Annotated in this window: 13 protein-coding genes and 1 pseudogene; 6 read left to right on the top strand and 8 right to left on the bottom strand. The window is 66.5% G+C overall.

What is annotated here, in order from left to right:
- The first annotated feature begins 36 nt into the window (after nt 1-36).
- The 3 genes from MRS60_RS24380 to MRS60_RS24370 all read left to right on the top strand — a co-directional run bounded on the left by MRS60_RS24380 (nt 37) and on the right by MRS60_RS24370 (nt 4,717).
- The gene (locus tag MRS60_RS24380) at nt 37-2,034 is read left to right on the top strand and encodes an acetyl/propionyl/methylcrotonyl-CoA carboxylase subunit alpha (protein WP_131948114.1); all 1,998 of its coding nucleotides are present in this window, start codon (nt 37-39) and stop codon (nt 2,032-2,034) included.
- A 322-nt stretch (nt 2,035-2,356) separates the two neighbouring features.
- The gene (locus MRS60_RS24375; RefSeq protein WP_034180863.1) at nt 2,357-2,560 is read left to right on the top strand and encodes a hypothetical protein; all 204 of its coding nucleotides are present in this window, start codon (nt 2,357-2,359) and stop codon (nt 2,558-2,560) included.
- A gap of 42 nt (nt 2,561-2,602) precedes the next feature.
- On the top strand, nt 2,603-4,717 hold the full coding sequence (locus MRS60_RS24370) for a phosphocholine-specific phospholipase C (RefSeq protein ID WP_034180862.1): 2,115 nt from the start codon (nt 2,603-2,605) through the stop codon (nt 4,715-4,717).
- Nucleotides 4,718-4,795: 78 nt separating this feature from the next.
- Here MRS60_RS24370 and MRS60_RS35060 read toward each other — a convergent pair.
- Nucleotides 4,796-4,988: pseudogene (locus MRS60_RS35060) on the bottom strand (galactosyl transferase GMA12/MNN10 domain protein); the annotation flags it as partial.
- A gap of 181 nt (nt 4,989-5,169) precedes the next feature.
- Here MRS60_RS35060 and MRS60_RS24360 point away from each other — a divergent pair.
- Nucleotides 5,170-6,312 carry a DUF2827 domain-containing protein gene (locus MRS60_RS24360; protein WP_243565681.1) on the top strand — a complete coding sequence of 381 codons (1,143 nt, stop codon included), beginning with the start codon at nt 5,170-5,172 and terminating at the stop codon, nt 6,310-6,312.
- Between the two features lie 416 nt (nt 6,313-6,728).
- Here MRS60_RS24360 and MRS60_RS24355 read toward each other — a convergent pair whose 3' ends face one another.
- Nucleotides 6,729-7,184 (bottom strand): hypothetical protein, encoded by a 456-nt coding sequence (locus tag MRS60_RS24355; RefSeq protein ID WP_243566873.1) that lies wholly within the window; start codon nt 7,182-7,184, stop codon nt 6,729-6,731.
- Between MRS60_RS24355 and MRS60_RS24350 the strand changes: the two genes are divergently transcribed.
- Both MRS60_RS24350 and MRS60_RS24345 read left to right on the top strand, forming a co-directional pair.
- Nucleotides 7,098-7,901, top strand: coding sequence for an EAL domain-containing protein (locus MRS60_RS24350; RefSeq protein ID WP_034180853.1), 804 nt, complete (start codon nt 7,098-7,100; stop codon nt 7,899-7,901). The genes MRS60_RS24355 and MRS60_RS24350 overlap by 87 nt on opposite strands.
- A gap of 92 nt (nt 7,902-7,993) precedes the next feature.
- Nucleotides 7,994-8,410: a hypothetical protein gene (locus tag MRS60_RS24345; protein WP_243565680.1), complete on the top strand. Its 417-nt coding sequence runs from the start codon at nt 7,994-7,996 to the stop codon at nt 8,408-8,410.
- 166 nt (nt 8,411-8,576) lie between these two features.
- Here MRS60_RS24345 and MRS60_RS24340 read toward each other — a convergent pair whose 3' ends face one another.
- The 6 genes from MRS60_RS24340 to MRS60_RS24315 all read right to left on the bottom strand — a co-directional run bounded on the left by MRS60_RS24340 (nt 8,577) and on the right by MRS60_RS24315 (nt 15,609).
- Nucleotides 8,577-10,550 (bottom strand): FkbM family methyltransferase, encoded by a 1,974-nt coding sequence (locus MRS60_RS24340; RefSeq protein ID WP_243565679.1) that lies wholly within the window; start codon nt 10,548-10,550, stop codon nt 8,577-8,579.
- A gap of 23 nt (nt 10,551-10,573) precedes the next feature.
- Nucleotides 10,574-11,710 (bottom strand): DUF2827 family protein, encoded by a 1,137-nt coding sequence (locus MRS60_RS24335; protein WP_105390266.1) that lies wholly within the window; start codon nt 11,708-11,710, stop codon nt 10,574-10,576.
- 30 nt (nt 11,711-11,740) lie between these two features.
- A complete protein-coding gene (locus MRS60_RS24330) occupies nt 11,741-12,208 on the bottom strand; it encodes a DUF4019 domain-containing protein (RefSeq protein WP_243565678.1) in 468 nt (155 codons plus the stop codon).
- A gap of 25 nt (nt 12,209-12,233) precedes the next feature.
- Nucleotides 12,234-13,388 (bottom strand): DUF2827 domain-containing protein, encoded by a 1,155-nt coding sequence (locus MRS60_RS24325; protein WP_217590206.1) that lies wholly within the window; start codon nt 13,386-13,388, stop codon nt 12,234-12,236.
- 14 nt (nt 13,389-13,402) lie between these two features.
- The gene (locus MRS60_RS24320; protein WP_243565677.1) at nt 13,403-14,548 is read right to left on the bottom strand and encodes a DUF2827 domain-containing protein; all 1,146 of its coding nucleotides are present in this window, start codon (nt 14,546-14,548) and stop codon (nt 13,403-13,405) included.
- A gap of 392 nt (nt 14,549-14,940) precedes the next feature.
- The gene (locus tag MRS60_RS24315) at nt 14,941-15,609 is read right to left on the bottom strand and encodes an OmpA family protein (RefSeq protein ID WP_105390270.1); all 669 of its coding nucleotides are present in this window, start codon (nt 15,607-15,609) and stop codon (nt 14,941-14,943) included.
- Between the last annotated feature and the right edge of the window lie 93 nt (nt 15,610-15,702).

Raw genomic sequence — 15,702 nt, 5'->3', positions numbered from 1 at the left:
CGTCGTGACCCACTCTTTCCGGACGAAACCGAAGCCATGTTCGACAAGATTCTGATCGCCAACCGCGGCGAAATCGCGTGCCGCGTCGCCGCGACGTGCAAACGTCTCGGGATCGCGAGCGTCGCCGTCTATTCCGACGCCGATGCGAACGCGAAGCACGTGGCCGCATGCGACGAAGCCGTGCACATCGGCGGCTCGGCGGCCGCGGACAGCTATCTGCGCATCGAGCGCATCATCGAAGCCGCGCGCGCGACCGGCGCGCAGGCGATCCACCCCGGCTACGGCTTCCTGTCGGAGAACGAAGATTTCGCGCATGCGTGCGAAGCGGCCGGCATCGTATTCATCGGGCCGCCGGTCGACGCGATCGCGGCGATGGGCTCGAAGGCTGCCGCGAAGGCGCTGATGCACGCGGCCGCCGTGCCGCTCGTGCCCGGCTATCACGGCGACGACCAGGACACGGGCAACCTGCATCGCGAAGCCGACGAGATCGGCTATCCGGTGCTGCTGAAGGCCAGCGCGGGCGGCGGCGGCAAGGGGATGCGCGTGGTCGAGCGCTCCGACGATTTCCCGGCGGCGCTCGCGTCGTGCCAGCGCGAGGCCGCGAGCAGCTTCGGCAACGACCGCGTGCTGATCGAGAAATACCTGACGCGCCCGCGCCACGTCGAGGTGCAGGTGTTCGGCGACACGCACGGCAATACCGTCTACCTGTTCGACCGCGACTGCTCGGTGCAGCGCCGTCACCAGAAGGTGCTCGAGGAAGCGCCGGCGCCGGGCCTGCACGACGACGTGCGTCGCGCGATGGGCGAGGCGGCCGTCGCGGCCGCGCGCGCGGTCGGTTACGTCGGCGCGGGCACCGTCGAATTCATCATGACGGGCGACGCGTTCTACTTCATGGAAATGAACACGCGCCTGCAGGTCGAGCATCCGGTCACCGAGATGGTCACCGGGCTCGATCTCGTCGAATGGCAACTGCGCGTCGCGTCCGGCGAGCCGCTGCCGTTGCAGCAGGACGAACTGCGCGTGCAGGGTCACGCGCTCGAGGCGCGCCTTTACGCGGAGAACCCCGCGCGCGGCTTCCTGCCGTCCACGGGTACGCTGAAGCACCTGCGGCTGCCGGACGGCGTCGAGTTCGACATCGGCGCAGCGGTGCGTGTCGACAGCGGCGTGCGCGAAGGCGATGCGATCACGCCGTTCTACGATCCGATGATCGCGAAGCTGATCGTCCATGGCGCGGACCGCGCGGCAGCGCTGAGCCTGATGCTGCGCGCGCTGCGTGCGTGCGAGGTGGTCGGCCTGCATACGAACGCCGCATTCCTGCAGCGGATCGTCGCGTGCGAGCCGTTCGCGACGGCCGATCTCGATACGGGCCTGATCGAGCGCAACCACGACGCGCTGTTCGCCCCGCAACAGCCGCCGCGCGCGACGCTCGCGCTCGCTTGCGCGGCGCTGCTCGCGCGCGAACGCGGCGCGGCCGCGCAGGGGGCATCGCCATGGGGCGCGCTGCCGGACTGGCGATTGAACGGCGGCTATCGCCGCACGCTCGAATGGCATGCGGTCGATCGCGAAGCGGACGTGACGGTTGCGTATGAAGACGACGGCGCCGTTGCGCGCATCGCGGCCGGCGACGCGGCCGCGCAGCCGTTCGCATGGACGCGCGGCGCAACGCCGCTCGATTTCGACGTGACGCTCGGCGGTGTGCGCAGCAGCGGCCGCGTGTATGCGGACGGCGACACGTTCCATGTGTTCACGCAGGGCGCGGCCGAGACGTTCGAATGGCGCAACCTGCTCGCGCATGCTGGCGACACCGAACAGGGCGGCGGGCGTTTGACCGCGCCGATGCCCGGCAAGGTGATCGCGGTGCTGGTCGAACCGGGCCAGAAGGTCGAAGCCGGCACGCCGCTGATCGTGATGGAAGCGATGAAGATGGAGCACACGATCGGCGCGCCGAGCGCGGGCGTAGTCGCGGAAGTGCTGTACGGCGTCGGCGACCAGGTCGCGGATGGCGCGCAGTTGCTGATGATGGCGGAAGGCTGATCGACGCTTTCGCTGTGCGCGGGTCGGCGGCTGCCGGCCCGTGAAAACCGCTTCGCGCATCACCGCACGCTGGTGGTTGCGACAGGTGCTGCTTCGATTGCATCGACACGCCGGCGCCGCACGAATCTTTCGATCGAATTACGTTTTGCCGGCGAAATCCATACTTCCATCGAACGCGTGGCCCGTTGCGCCACACCCTCCCGCCGCACGTCCATCTCCACTCGACACCGTCGTGTAACAAGTCGAACATAGCATCTCGCCGTCGATATGACCGACGCGGGTTCGCGTCCGTGTCACTTCATCACGTCCACGGAGATACGTTATGCGAACGTCGGCCCTACGGCCTTTCGCGGTCGCCGGCCTGGTCGCGCTGATCGCACTCCTCAGCGCCTGCGGCGACGACCTGAATGCAGACCCCGCGCCCGTCGCGCAGCAGAAGGCCGCCTGCGGCGGCGCCGCCGTCGCCACCGCGCAGATGCGCTGCCCGCCGGGTTTCACCGCGCCCGCATCGTCGCCCGCTTCCTGATACCGGTCGTTCCAACCAGAAATCCAATCAAGAGCAACCAGCATGGCCACTCATTCACGACGCGATTTTCTGAAGTTCTCCGCCGGCCTCGCCGGTGCGACCGCCGCCACCGCACTGCTTCCCGAATCGATCCGCAAGGCGCTCGCGATCGAGCCGAATACCGTGACGGGCACGATCCAGGATGTCCAGCACATCGTCGTGTTCATGCAGGAAAACCGCTCGTTCGACCACTACCTCGGGCACCTGAGCGGCGTGCGCGGCTACAACGACCGCTTCCCGGTCACGCTGCCGAACGGCAAGCCGGTCTGGTTCCAGCCGCGGCAGGAGGACAAGGCGAGCGTGATCGCGCCGTTCCGCTACGACACGACCGACCCGGGCGTGAACGCGCAGTGCATCGGCGGCCTGCCGCATACGTGGGCGACGACGCACGGCGCGATCGACGGCGGCCGTGCGGATCAATGGGCGATGCAGAAGTCCAACATGACGATGGGCTATCACGTCCGCGACGACATCCCGTTCCACTACGCGCTCGCGGATGCGTTCACCGTGTGCGACAACTACTTCTGCTCGATCCCGGGCAACACGCACCCGAACCGCATGTACCTGATGACGGGCATGGTCGATCCGCTCGGCACGGGCGGCGGCCCGCTGCTCGACAACACCGACTATATCGACAACCAGTTCGACAAGATCAAGTTGCCGCCCTTCAGCTGGACGACCTACCCGGAGCGGCTCGAACAGGCCGGCATCTCGTGGCAGGTCTACCAGCAGGGTACCGGGTTCGACAACTTCACAGGCAACTACGGCACGAACATGCTCGCGTGCTTCAACAACTTCGTGAATGCGCCGGCCGGTTCGTCGCTGCAGACGCGCGGGATGAGCACGCGCCCGATCACGCAACTGAAAGCCGACGTGCAGGCGAACGCGCTGCCGCAGGTATCGTGGCTGCTGCCGCCCGCCGCGTATTCGGAACATCCGAAGTTTACGCCGCTGTACGGCGCCTACTACCTGTCGACGATCCTCGACGCGCTGACGTCCAATCCGGACGTGTGGAGCAAGACCGTCCTGCTCGTCATGTACGACGAGAACGACGGTTTCTTCGACCATGTCGTACCGCCGCAAGCGCCGACGTTGCCGGGCTCCGGCATGAGCACGGTGGACGTGTCGCTCGAGCGGCACAACGTCGTGACCTCGACGCAGACCGGCACGTATACCGCCGATAACCTGCCGTACGGCCTCGGCCCGCGCGTGCCGATGTTCGTCGTCTCGCCGTGGTCGAAGGGCGGCTTCGTCTGCTCGCAGGTCTTCGATCACACGTCGGTGCTGCAATTCATCGAGAAGCGCTTCGGCGTGATGGAAACGAACATCTCGCCGTGGCGCCGCGCGATCTGCGGCGACCTGACGTCGGCGCTCGACTTCTCGAAATCGGATGCGACGTTGCCGACCTTGCCGAGCACGCAGGCGTATGTCGCGCAGGCGGACCTGCAATGCTCGCGCGCGTCGTCGCAGACCGCGCCGGCCAGCACCGCGCAGCAGGTCGTGACGGCGCAGGAATCCGGCACGCGGCCGGCACGTGCGCTGCCGTACGAACTGCACGTCACCGGCCAGCTCGGCGCGCAAGGCTATGCGCTGACGTTCGCGAATACCGGCACGCAAGGTGCGCACTTCTGGGTCTATACGGGCGACGCCACCGCGATGCCGCGCCGCTATACGGTCGAAGCGGGCAAGCAGTTGACCGATACGTGGGCGCTCGACGCGAACGGCAACTACCTGGTGAGCGTCTGGGGGCCGAACGGCTATTTCCGGCGCTTTGCGGGGTCCGCCGCCGCGGACGCCGCCGCGAAGCCTGAAATCACCGCGTGCTATGACGCCGCGAACGGCGACGTCTACGTGACGTTCGCGAATGCGGGCAGCAGCGCGCTGACGATCACGGCGACCGATGTCGCGTACGGCGGGGCGGCGCGCACGCTGACGATTCCGGCAGGGCAGCGCGTCGAAGCGCACTGGGATCTGTCGTGCAGCAGCCACTGGTACGACCTGCAGTTCGCGGTTGCGGGGAATGCGGGCTGGATGCGTCGCATCGCGGGGCACGTCGAAACCGGCAAGGCCAGCATCACCGATCCGGCTGCCGTGGCGCCGACGATTACGGCGATCTGACGGCAAGAGGCGTGCGCTGCCGGCTGGTTGGAGCCGGCCGGCGCACGCGCATGCGATGTCGAGGTTGCGGTAGCGGCGTCAGGGCATCAGCCTGTCGTCGTGCGCCATGATCGGCGCGCAGCATCGCGGGCCACATGCCGTAGTAACGCACGATGTAGCTGTCCGCGCGGCGAAACAGCCAGAGCGTGTCGAAGCTGACGAGATCGACCACGCCTTCGCCGTGCAACTGCCCGTCGCGCTCCATCGCGCGAATGAAATGCAGCTGGTTGCCGGAGTATCGCAGAACCGGTTCGCGGATTTGCGCTCGCCAGCCAGGTGCTAACCATCCATGACAGTGTGCCCGCCAGTGGTTCGCTAGAATGCCGGATCGCCGCCGCAGCTTGACGCGGGCGGCGCTTCGCGCGCTACACTGCGTTCATTCCATTCCCATCCAACCTCCCATCCCGCCGACGATGACGTCTCCTGTCCTGAACGGCCTGCGCATCGGTATCACGATCGGATTGCGTGCCCCCGACGAAAGCCTGTGGATCAACGGCATCAAGCAGAACGCGCTGTTTCTCGCGAAGCTGCTGATGGCGTCGCCGCACGGCTACCGCGTGACGCTGGTCAACACGACCGACGTGCCGCTCACCGACGCGCTGCCGTGGGATCGCGCCGTGTACGACACGCGCGCGTTCGCCGACATGAAGGATTCGCTCGACGTGGTGATCGAGCTCGGCGGGCAGATCGACGCCGAGCAGACGGCCTACCTGAAAGCGCGCGGCGCGAAGCTCGTCAGCTATTGCTGCGGCGTCGAGTACATCAACGCGATGGAGTCGATGCTGTTCGGCCGCCGGCTGTGGGATACGCTGTTCATCAACCGCGGCTACGACGAGGTGTGGGCGATTCCGCAGATCGCGCCGTCGTCGCTGCCGTTCCTGCAGTCGCTGCGCCGCTGCCCGGGGCGCGTCGTGCCGTTCGTGTGGGATCCGATGTTCCTGAGTGCGCGCGCGCAATCGCTGCCGGAGCACGGCGAATACCGGCCGCGCAGCGAGCCAGGCAAGCGGCTGACGGTAATGGAGCCGAACCACAACGTCGTGAAGTTCTGCGTGTATCCGATGCTGATCATCGACGAGGCGTATCGCCGCGACCCCGATGCGATCTGCTTCACGCACGTGACGAACGCCGATCGCCTCGCGCACGACAGCCCCGAGTTCGTGATGCTGATGAACTACCTGGACATCGTGCGCGCGGGCAAGGCGAGCTTCGTCGGGCGCTTCGATACGCCGCTGTTCCTGGCCGACCTGACCGATATCGTCGTGTCGCATCAATGGTCGAACCCGCTCAACTATTTCTATTTCGACGTGTGCTGGCAGGGCTATCCGCTCGTGCACAACGCGAGCCTCGCGCCCGATCTCGGCTACTACTATCCGGACAACGACGTGCAGCAGGGCGCCGATGCGCTGCTGCGCGCGCTGCATACGCATGACGACGACTGGGAAGCGTACACGCGGCGCCAGCGCGACATCCTCAGCCGCTATACGTCGGCGAATCCCGCGCTCGTCGCCGAATACGATGCGCTGCTCGCGAACCTGATCGGTGCGACGGCCGCATAACGCCCGATTTTTCGAGGCGCTTGCCCGTTGCGCCGCAGGCCGCCATCGGGGTTGTCCCACCCTAATGTCTGATGAATTGATGCCGTTAAAAAAGAAACCGTCGAACCCGTTCGGGTCGACGGTTTTTTGAAGGCACGAATTTGACGGCTCCGAGGGAAGTCCGTCGAAAACAAGTTTATAGGTTAACAAGTCGGAAAGATTGTTAAATTTGTTTCGATCGGCAATCATCATATAATTAAACTTGATATTATCGATTCAAGGCGGTTCGATTCCGTTTTGAAATTCAATAATTTCGTTTGAAGCGGGAAATTGAATGCTGCGATGATCGAATGACTCGCGGTGGCAGGTTTTCAGCGAGTGATGGTCCGGGCAGCCGGACACGGCGGCGTGGCTTGGCATCGAATGCGGGCGGTGCATCACGGGTCGGTATTTATCTGATCAATTGAAGGATTTTCGCTTTTAGAAGCTGGCATATCGCGGAAAATCGATTCGGATAAAGTTGTTTGAGCAAAAAAGATGAGCGATTTCCGGATTGTGTTTCCGTCATTCGCGTTGTGTAACCTGTCGCACTGTCGGTGTCGTGCGTACATGGTGTATTCCCAGTAATTGAATATCGTTGAAAATATCGAATTTGACGGCGCGCCGAAGCGATAAGTACGCTCCCGGAAAAGATCGACATAACAGGATGGGCCGGGTAGGCGGCGGAGCGCGTCATGGTCGGTTCGCTCCGCATGTTTGTTGAGGTCGAGCCGTCTTCGGCGGCTCGCCATTTGCCGGAGCGCCGGATGAATGCGGTCGAAGCTCGCCTGGAGGCGAATCGGGAAGCGAATCGTGACGAAATCGATCTCGTGTTCGGCGCCCCTGACGATCATCCCGACCTCGCGTCGGTACGCAGTTTCGTGGAAAGCCGGCTCGGGTTCGCGCACGAGCCGGTGTGCCGATCCGACCTGTCGGGCGGCGTGCTGTATCAGGAATGCCTGGCGCGGTTGCGTTGGGGCGAGCGCGACGTGCTGCCGCCGGTCGCGTTCCTGCCGCGCCTCGAGGCGCTCGGGCTGATGCGCTGGTTCGACCGGCTCGTGGTGAGCCGGACGATCGACGGGCTGCGCGCCGATCCGGGCGCCGTCTACGGGTGCAACGTCGCGGCGGCGAGCGCGGTCGTCGACGATGCGTGGCTGGCGATTTTCAGGCGGCTCGAGCGCGAACCGTCGGTCGCGGCGCGTCTGGTGGTCGAGATCACGGAGACGGGGCCGCTGAATCCCGTCGCGGGCCGGTCGTTCGTGAACCGCTTCCGGCAAGCCGGATGCCGGATCGCGATCGACGATTTCGGCGTCGGCTTCAGCGCGTTGAACAATCTGGTGGTCGGCAATCCCGACATCGTGAAGCTCGACCGGTCGGTCCTGTCGATGATCAAGCGCAATGCGATCGGACGCTACCAGTTCCGCAGGCTGATCGCGTTCGCGCATGAAGGCGCGCGGCACGTCGTCGTCGAAGGCGTGGAGAACGAGATCGACCGGCAGATCATCGTGGATGCCGGCGTCGCATGGGCGCAGGGCATCCGTTTTACATGGCGGCCGCCGGCCGCCGCGTGACGGCGCGGGAACAGGCGGGCGGCGTGCGTGATGCGCGCCGGAGTCGGGCGGGGCCGGCGCGTGGCCGGGATGAATCGCAAAGGGGCGTGGGCATGGCGGAGACGAAGACTGGAGGTGGAACGAGCACGCAGGCGACCGATGCGCGCGACCTGGTCGCGCTCGCCGAGCTGGCCGACATGCTGTGGCAACTGGGCGCCGAATCGACCGATGTGCCGATCGACGTCACGCCGTATCTCGACGGCCTGAAGGCCGTCGCGCACCGTATTCAGCGGATGACGCCGCTCAACGCCAACAGCCGCGAGCTGGCGGCGCAGCACTATTACGCGGGCGTCATCGCGGGCGCGTGCGGCGACGATTCGGCGATCGCGCGCGGCGTGTCCGACAGCCTCATGAAGCAATCCGGCGGCGCAAGCCGGCTGGCGGCCCGTTGCTTCGCCATGCTCGCACGCACGGGGCGGCGGCATGGCCGCGCATTCGCCGCGCAAAGCGGCGCTCGGGTGCTGGTGTAGGGCGCGATCCCCTGTTTCGACAAAATCATTCGTGAGGCGTGCCACCAGAAGGTGCGGTCATTGGCGTGAGCAGGCTCTGGCGCATCCGGTGCGCGTGCGGGCCGGCACGCGGTTTCGACATCGCGCGGGCGTAGCGGCCCGACCGCCCGGACGCGCGGCAAATCGATCAATCCCTCCCGAAACCGCCGAGCACCAGCGCCATCGCGCGGTCGATCGCGTCGTCCCATTGCCCGACGTGCGTCGCGCGCACGATCCGGATGCCCGGGTAGAGCGCGGTGCGCGAGCCGGTCTCCCAGCGCGCATCGGCTTTCGGGCTGAGCAGCAGCACGGCCGGCACACCGAGCGCGCCGGCGAGGTGGATGTGCGCGGTGCAGGTGGTCACGACGACATCCATCGCGAGCATCAGCGCCGCGAGATCGCTGAAATCGCCGATCGCGTGATGCGGGAACGTGACCGGCAGGTCCGATTGCTCGGACTGCGCGGACAGGTCGCGGTTGATGCAGTACGCGGCGTAGCCCTGCATCCGTGCAAGCGGTGCGAAATCACGCAGGCTCGCCGCGCGATGGAAGCGCGCGTCGCTTTCGTCGCGGCCGCGCCAGTTGAGCCCGATGCGGCGCGTGCCGGGCGCGTGGCCATCGCGCGACACGCGCTCGCGCCATGCGGCCGCGTGCGCGGGCGGGCACGACAGGTAGGCGGCCGGTGCGCCTTCCGGCGCCGGCGCGTAGCCGAACAGGGCGGCGAGCATCAGGAACGAACACCAGTAGTCGTGTGCGATCTGCGACGTATCGGCCCATGCGCCGTGCACGCCGATGAATTCGATGCGCGGGAACGTATGGCGCAGCAGGCCCGTCAGCGCATCGGGGACGACGACGGTCACGCCCGCGCAGCCGAGCGCGTCCAGCGCGTGCAGGTAGCGTGCGTACTGGAGCTGGTCGCCGGCGCCGCCGTAGCTGACCACGAGCAGCCGCTTGCCGTGCAGCGGCTGGCCCTGGTAGATCCGCTCGGTCGGCAGTCCGAACTGCGCGGCCGTCAGCACGTTTTCGCTGGCGACGGTGGCGCGGGCGGCCTCGTCGCGCCGGCCGGCGCGCAGCAGCAGCGCCGAGCGCGCCAGTTCGATGCGTCCGCGCGTTGCGTCGGGCAGCGCGGCCGGATCGCCGAAGCGGTCGAGCGTCGCGAGCCCGGCGTCGGGCGCGCCGGCGAAGCCGTAGCACGACGCGAGCTGCAGCGCGATCGCATCGTCGTCGAGCCCGCGGCCGCGCGCGCGTTGCCAGCGGTCGATCGCATGACCCCACTCGCAGCGCGATTCGTGGTCGAGCGCGCGATTCCAGTTCGTTTCGGGCGCGTCGGCGTCCACTGTGCCGGCGGTCGCATGATTCGCGTTGCTTTCGGCCGTCGATGCGGTGGCGAGCGGCTCGCCCGAGATGAACAGCCGCTGCCGGTCCCAGCGCGGGTTCGGCACGCAGAGCATGTTCAGCCCGTCGATCCGGTAGAACGTGTAGTCGAGGCCGGCGAACGTATCGATGATCGGCGCTTCGCCGACTTTCCAGTATTCGATCCAGCACCACGGCAGATGCGTCTCGATCAATCGGCGCGCGCCGCGCAGCGCGTCAATCTCCATCCCTTCGATGTCGAGCTTCAGGAAATCCAGCCGCGGCAGGCCGAGCGAATCGAGCCTGACGACCGGCGTCGGCGTGCCGCCCGCCGCTTGGCCGTCGACGAGCGATACCGAACCGAAATCGGCATCCTGCCCATAGTCGATGTCGGGCACCTTCATCGTGCCGTTGGCGCTGGCGAGCCCCATGTTCAGCAGATGGAGGTTGTCGAGCTCGTTGAGCGCGATGGTGCCGCCGAGCGCATGGAACAGCGTGCGCTGCGGCTCGAACGCGTACACACGGCCGCTGCGCGCGCGCAGCCGGTGCGCGATCGGCACGCACACGAGCCCTGCGTTCGCGCCGCCGTCCACCGCGATCGCGCCGTCCGGCAACTGGTCGATCACCTGCAGGATCGTGTCGAGCTCGGCCTGGATATGCGGCCGGCCGGTCTTGATCAGCGCCTCGGCCTGCAGCGCGCAGTGCCGGTTGATGACGAACGGGCCGTGGATCGAATCGATCACGACGAAATTGCGGACGGTCTGATTCATGGGCGGGACGTGTGCGAAGGAGGTCAGCCGAGTGCGCGGCCGGCGAACAGCTGCTGGATCTGCGCGGAATACGCGCGGACGTTGTGTTCGGCGAGCGTGTCGACCTGGTGCAGGCAGCGGCGGGCGGCCGCCGCATAGTCGTCGAGCCGCGCGTCGTGCGTTTGCGCGGCGGTCGCGATCGCGCGCGCCGCATCGAAGATCTCGAAGTCCGGATAGTAGTAGCCGACGTCGCGCAGGAACGGCGAGTTGTGCACGAGCGGGTAGTTGCCGTACAGCGCGTCGTACAGCAGGTAGTTGAGGCCGTTTTCCCAGTGATGCGACACGACGATGTCGGTGTGATGCGCGGCCCACGCGACGAACGGCGCGCGCACGTCGGCCGTCGCCTTGCCGTCGCGCACCATCTCGAGCCCGAGCGCGAGATGCTTGAAGGCGACGTTCTCCTTCTTGTCGAACGTGTTGGTCATGTACACGTGCTCGACGAGTTCCGGATGCTCGACGTAGCACGCGTTCGCGGCGAGCATCGGCACGATCGAACTCTTCACGACATTCAGGTTCGGTTCGAAGAACGCGATGCGCTTTGCCGGGCCGTGGTTCCGGTAGCCGAAGCGGGCCTTCAGTTCGGGATCCGCGTCGAGGCTGCGCTCGATGAAATACGGCGACCAGATGTGCGGCAGTTCGATCACCGGCGCGCGATACACGGCCTGGAAATACGCCGCGCACGTATGCATGTGCTGCGGGTTGGTCCAGATCTCGTCGAACTGCACGCGGTGCGGGTTCGGCCGCCAGTCGTTCTTCTCGAAGTTGATCGTCTCGACCGCGATCACGTAGTCGTTGCCGAAGCGGTACGACACGCACTTGCCGCCGCGCCGGCGCACGACGTCCGTGTGCGACGGGTCGATGAACGCGTTCATCTCGATCAGCAGGTCGGTCTGGTGGACGATCGACGACAGCGGCCGCAGCGCGGCGCCAAACGCGTCCATCATCAGCGCCTGCGGATAGTCGGTGATGCCGTCGTCGTGCGCGAGCCAGACCTCGTCGATCAGCGGCGACTGCTTCAGCAGCATGTACAGGTACACGCAATGCTGGTTCGCGCCGTTGTACCAGATCGACTGCGTCGCGTCGCGCTGCACGTTCATCGTTATCGCGACATTGAGTTTCATGGCAGCTCCGTGAGGCGGGCGGGGCGCGGCTTACTGCACGGCGCCTTGCGACTGGCGCGGCACGTAGCCCGTCAGATGCCAGCGGCCGTCGTCGTCGAGGCGAAAGCTCAGCTTCTCGAACACGGTCGCGCCGTTCGTCAGCGTGGTTGCATAGTCGACGTTCGCGTAGAGCCCGTCGGGCGTCGTCGATGCATTCGTATAGCGGATGCGCGTGATCTGCGCCCAGCCGCGATGGCTGACCGCACCGACCGACTGGCGGGCTTGCTGCATGTCGGCCGCGAACTGGTCCTGCTTGATGCGCGCCTTCACGAATGCGGCGGCATCGCTCCACACCGCACCGTACTGGCCGGCGTCGAGCTGCTTGAACACTGCGTCCGAATCGCGGAGCAGCGAGTCGGCCGATTCGCGGGCCGATTGCGCGTGCGCGCCGATCGCGATCGAAGCGACGGCGCAGCCGATCATCCATTTGGCGCGGGTGAGGGGCGTGCGTGCATTCATGTCGGGATCCGGAAAGGGCGGCGCGTCACGCGTCGCGATAGAGCGTGGCGATCGCGTCCGTATAGGCGGCGACGTTCTCGGGGTTATAGATGCTGACCGAGTCGAGCACGTGCTTCGACTGCTCGCGGTACGCTTCCAGGTTCGCGTCGTGTTCGGCGAATGCCTGCAGCAGCGCGCGGCCACCGGCCTGGCAGTCGAAGTCCGGATAGAAATACCCGGCCTTGCCGAGGAACGGCGAGTTGTGGATCAGCGGATAGTCGCCGTACAGCAGCTCGTAATACAGGTAGTTCTGCGCGTTTTCCCACGTGTGCGACACCACCGCATCGCCGTACGCGGCCATGAACTCGTACACCGCATAGCGGCTTTCGAACGTCGTGATGCCGTGGTTCACGATGTCGAGGCTCTTCGCGAAGTGGACGAAGGTTGCATGCTCCTTGATGTGGATCGTGTTGCATACGCGCACGAATTCAAGGAATTTCGGATCGGCGCGGTATGCCTCTTCCGTGACCAGCATCGGGATGATGCTCGTCTTCACCATGCAGATGTTCGGTTCGAACATCGTCACGCGCCAGCGCGGCTTGCCGGGCTGATAGCCGTACGACAAACCGGCGCCGAGCGTCGCGCGCGCCTTGTCGAACAGCATCGGGTGCCAGATGTGCGGGACGATCGTGACCGGCGCGCGCAGGCCCGTCTGGTAATAGTGCAGGCACGAGCGCTCGAATTCGGGAATCGTCCATACCGCGTCGTACGGCGCGCCCGAGAACAGGAAGCCCGACGGCTTGTTGAACATCGCGCGTTCGATGTCGATCACGTAGTCGTTGCCGACCCGCATCGTGACGACCTTGCCGCCGCGCTCGCGGAACGCACGCAGGTAGTCCGCACCGAACTGCGCGCTCATTTCGATCAGCACGTCGCAGCGTTGCAGCGCTTCGTCCATCGACAGCAGCGGCACGTCCCATTCGCCGAGCATCATCTGCGGATCGGCGACCTGTTCGCCGCCGTTCACCATCACGGCTTCCGCGACGAGCGGCGACTGGCGCAGCAGCAGGATCAGCAGCAGGCAGTTCTGGAAGATGCCGTTTTCCCACAGCGACTGGCCGGCGCCGCGCACGAACAGCGATACGCCGACGACGAGACGCTTGCCCTCGCCGGGCGCTTGACGGGCATTGGAGTCCGACATGCGTATGCTCCGGTTCAGGCGACCAGACGCGAGACGAACGCGTCCAGGTTCGCGGGGTTGTCGATCGAGACCGACTGCAGCAGCCGGTTGGCTTTCGCGCGGTAGTCGTCGAGGCGTTCGTCGTGATGCAGCCACGCGTCGAGCAGCGTGCGGCCGCCCGCGGCCGAGTCGAAGTCCGGGTAGTAATAGCCGGCGTCGCCGAGCAGCGTCGAGTTGTGGAGCAGCGGATAGCCGCCGTGCAGCACGTCGTAATACAGGTAGTTCTGCCCGTTTTCCCAGTGGTGCGACACGACCGCATCCGCATGGTGCGCCATGAAGCCCGGCAGGTCGATGCGCGGTTCGAAGGTCGCCTTGTGCTGGCGCACGAGATCGAGGCTGTTCGCGAAGTGCACGAAGGTCGGATGCTCCTTCATGTGCATCGCGTTGACGACGAACATGTGTTGCACCGCGTCCGGCCGCGCGCGATAGAACTCGTCGCACGCGAGCATCGGGTAGTGGCAGGACTTGACGACCGAGATGTTCGGCTCGAGCATCGCCAGGCGCCACGGGCGGTGGCCGGGCCGATAGCCGAACGTTACGCCTTCGCTCGCCAGCGCGGCGACGCGGCGATCGAGGAAGTACGGCGACCAGATATGCGGCATCAGGTGCACCGGCGCGCGCAGGATGGTCTGCAGCATCGGCGCCGCGGTCTTGTCGTATTGCGGCAGCAGCCACACTTCGTCGAACGGTGCACCGTTGAAGATGTGCCCCGACGGTTTTTCGAAGATCGGGGTTTCGCACAGGCCGGCATACACGTGCCCGCAGAAGAACGCGGCGATTTTCTTGCCGAGCGCCTTCATGTGCCTGAGCCATTCGACCGGCAGCTGCGCGCCCATTTCGATTACGACGTCGAGTTCGTGCGTGACGTCGGCGGGATTCACGAGCGGGATGTCGAGGCCATCGAGTTCGAGGCCGGCCGGCAGTGCGTTGGCGTCGCCGCCGTTCAGGAAATAGACGGGGCCGACGCGATCCGAGCGCTTGAGCATCATCGCGAGGAACGCGATGTTCTGGTGAATGCCGTTTTCCCAGATCGCCTGGCCGTCCCGCGCAAACAGCGAGATGCCGACTGCCGGCCGTTGCTTGCGGGTGCCGCCCGCGGCGGCTTCATTGATGTCCGTCACCGGTTGGTTTCCTCTGCGGCGTCGTGCGTCCGGGCATGGCGTCGAGCGTCTGGCCCGGAAGCGGCGCGCCGTGGATTGTCATGGTTGCATTCGCGCCGGTGCGCCGCGGCACGCGAATCGGGCGACGTGGTTCGCGGGGGCGGCAGCCGGGTTCCGGCGTGTCGCCGGGCACGCCTGGCACGGCGTGCGATTCGGGCAGGCTGCCCCGGCGACTGTCTGCGGCGATTGTGGCACGGAAATCGCCGGTTTGTGGAGGCACGTGACGAACTTTGACATAGCCGGCGGCCAGCGGAAACGGGGCACCGGCGCAGCGACGCGCGCGTTGATCGGCGGATGTCCGGCGCGGCGCTGGCGGCCTGCCGGATCGGCCGCCGCGCGCGGCGGTCGTCCGCTCAGTGCTGCAGCGTGATTTCGACGCGGCGGTTGCTGGCGCGGCCTTCGGGCGTCGCGTTGGACGCGACCGGATCGGCCTTGCCGCGGCCCGTGACCGTCAGCGTGTCGGCCTTCAGCCCGTGCGCCTTCAGATAGGCGGCGACGGATTCGGCACGGCGCTTCGACAGTGCGAGGTTGTAGTCGTCGCTGCCCACCGTATCCGTAAAGCCGGTGATCGTCACCTGCGAGTACGTGCGGTCCGCGCGCTCGCTCAACAGCCGGTCGAGCGATTCGCGTGCGGTCGGTGCGAGCGTCGCGTGGTCGGTCGCGAACAGCGCGTCGCCCGACAGGTTCACGCGTTCGACGGTGGCAGGCGCCGGCGCCGGCTCGGCGGCCGAGGCCGCTTCGGCCGGCGCGGCGCCGCACTGGAAGACCAGCGTCGCGGGATCGGATTTGTCGCGCAGCGCGCGGGCCGAGTCGACGGCGCGCACCGGCTGGTCGCCGCAGATCTTGCGGGCAGCCTTCATGCAGGTCTGCGGGCCGGACAGCAGGCCGTGGCAGTCCACCTGGAACGTGCGCACGCCGTCGCGCGGCTGCAGTTCGGAGGCGCTGAAGGTCGGGCCGGATGCGGTCGAGCACGCGGCGAGGGCCATTGCGGAAAGCGCGAGCGCAAGAGCGAGTTTGTTCACGGTTACGTCCTCAAAGCTTGGGTTGACAGAAGCCGGCCGCGGGCTGCGCGGCCGGCTCGTCCTGCCGTCGGGGCCGCCGCGGGCCGGCCGGCC

This window comes from Burkholderia pyrrocinia (assembly GCF_022809715.1).
GTDB lineage: Bacteria > Pseudomonadota > Gammaproteobacteria > Burkholderiales > Burkholderiaceae > Burkholderia > Burkholderia pyrrocinia_C.
The sequence above is the reverse complement of the archived record's forward strand: the minus strand, read 5'-3'. Positions and strand labels throughout refer to the sequence as shown.

Bases quoted from the DNA above. Each gene is read 5' to 3' on its own strand.
- MRS60_RS24380 (WP_131948114.1), top strand. From the start codon at position 37: ATGTTCGACAAGATTCTGATCGCCAACCGCGGCGAAATCGCGTGCCGC.
- MRS60_RS24375 (WP_034180863.1), top strand. From the start codon at position 2,357: ATGCGAACGTCGGCCCTACGGCCTTTCGCGGTCGCCGGCCTGGTCGCG.
- MRS60_RS24370 (WP_034180862.1), top strand. From the start codon at position 2,603: ATGGCCACTCATTCACGACGCGATTTTCTGAAGTTCTCCGCCGGCCTC.
- MRS60_RS24360 (WP_243565681.1), top strand. From the start codon at position 5,170: ATGACGTCTCCTGTCCTGAACGGCCTGCGCATCGGTATCACGATCGGA.
- MRS60_RS24350 (WP_034180853.1), top strand. From the start codon at position 7,098: ATGAATGCGGTCGAAGCTCGCCTGGAGGCGAATCGGGAAGCGAATCGT.
- MRS60_RS24355 (WP_243566873.1), bottom strand. From the start codon at position 7,184: ATGATCGTCAGGGGCGCCGAACACGAGATCGATTTCGTCACGATTCGC.
- MRS60_RS24345 (WP_243565680.1), top strand. From the start codon at position 7,994: ATGGCGGAGACGAAGACTGGAGGTGGAACGAGCACGCAGGCGACCGAT.
- MRS60_RS24340 (WP_243565679.1), bottom strand. From the start codon at position 10,550: ATGAATCAGACCGTCCGCAATTTCGTCGTGATCGATTCGATCCACGGC.
- MRS60_RS24335 (WP_105390266.1), bottom strand. From the start codon at position 11,710: ATGAAACTCAATGTCGCGATAACGATGAACGTGCAGCGCGACGCGACG.
- MRS60_RS24330 (WP_243565678.1), bottom strand. From the start codon at position 12,208: ATGAATGCACGCACGCCCCTCACCCGCGCCAAATGGATGATCGGCTGC.
- MRS60_RS24325 (WP_217590206.1), bottom strand. From the start codon at position 13,388: ATGTCGGACTCCAATGCCCGTCAAGCGCCCGGCGAGGGCAAGCGTCTC.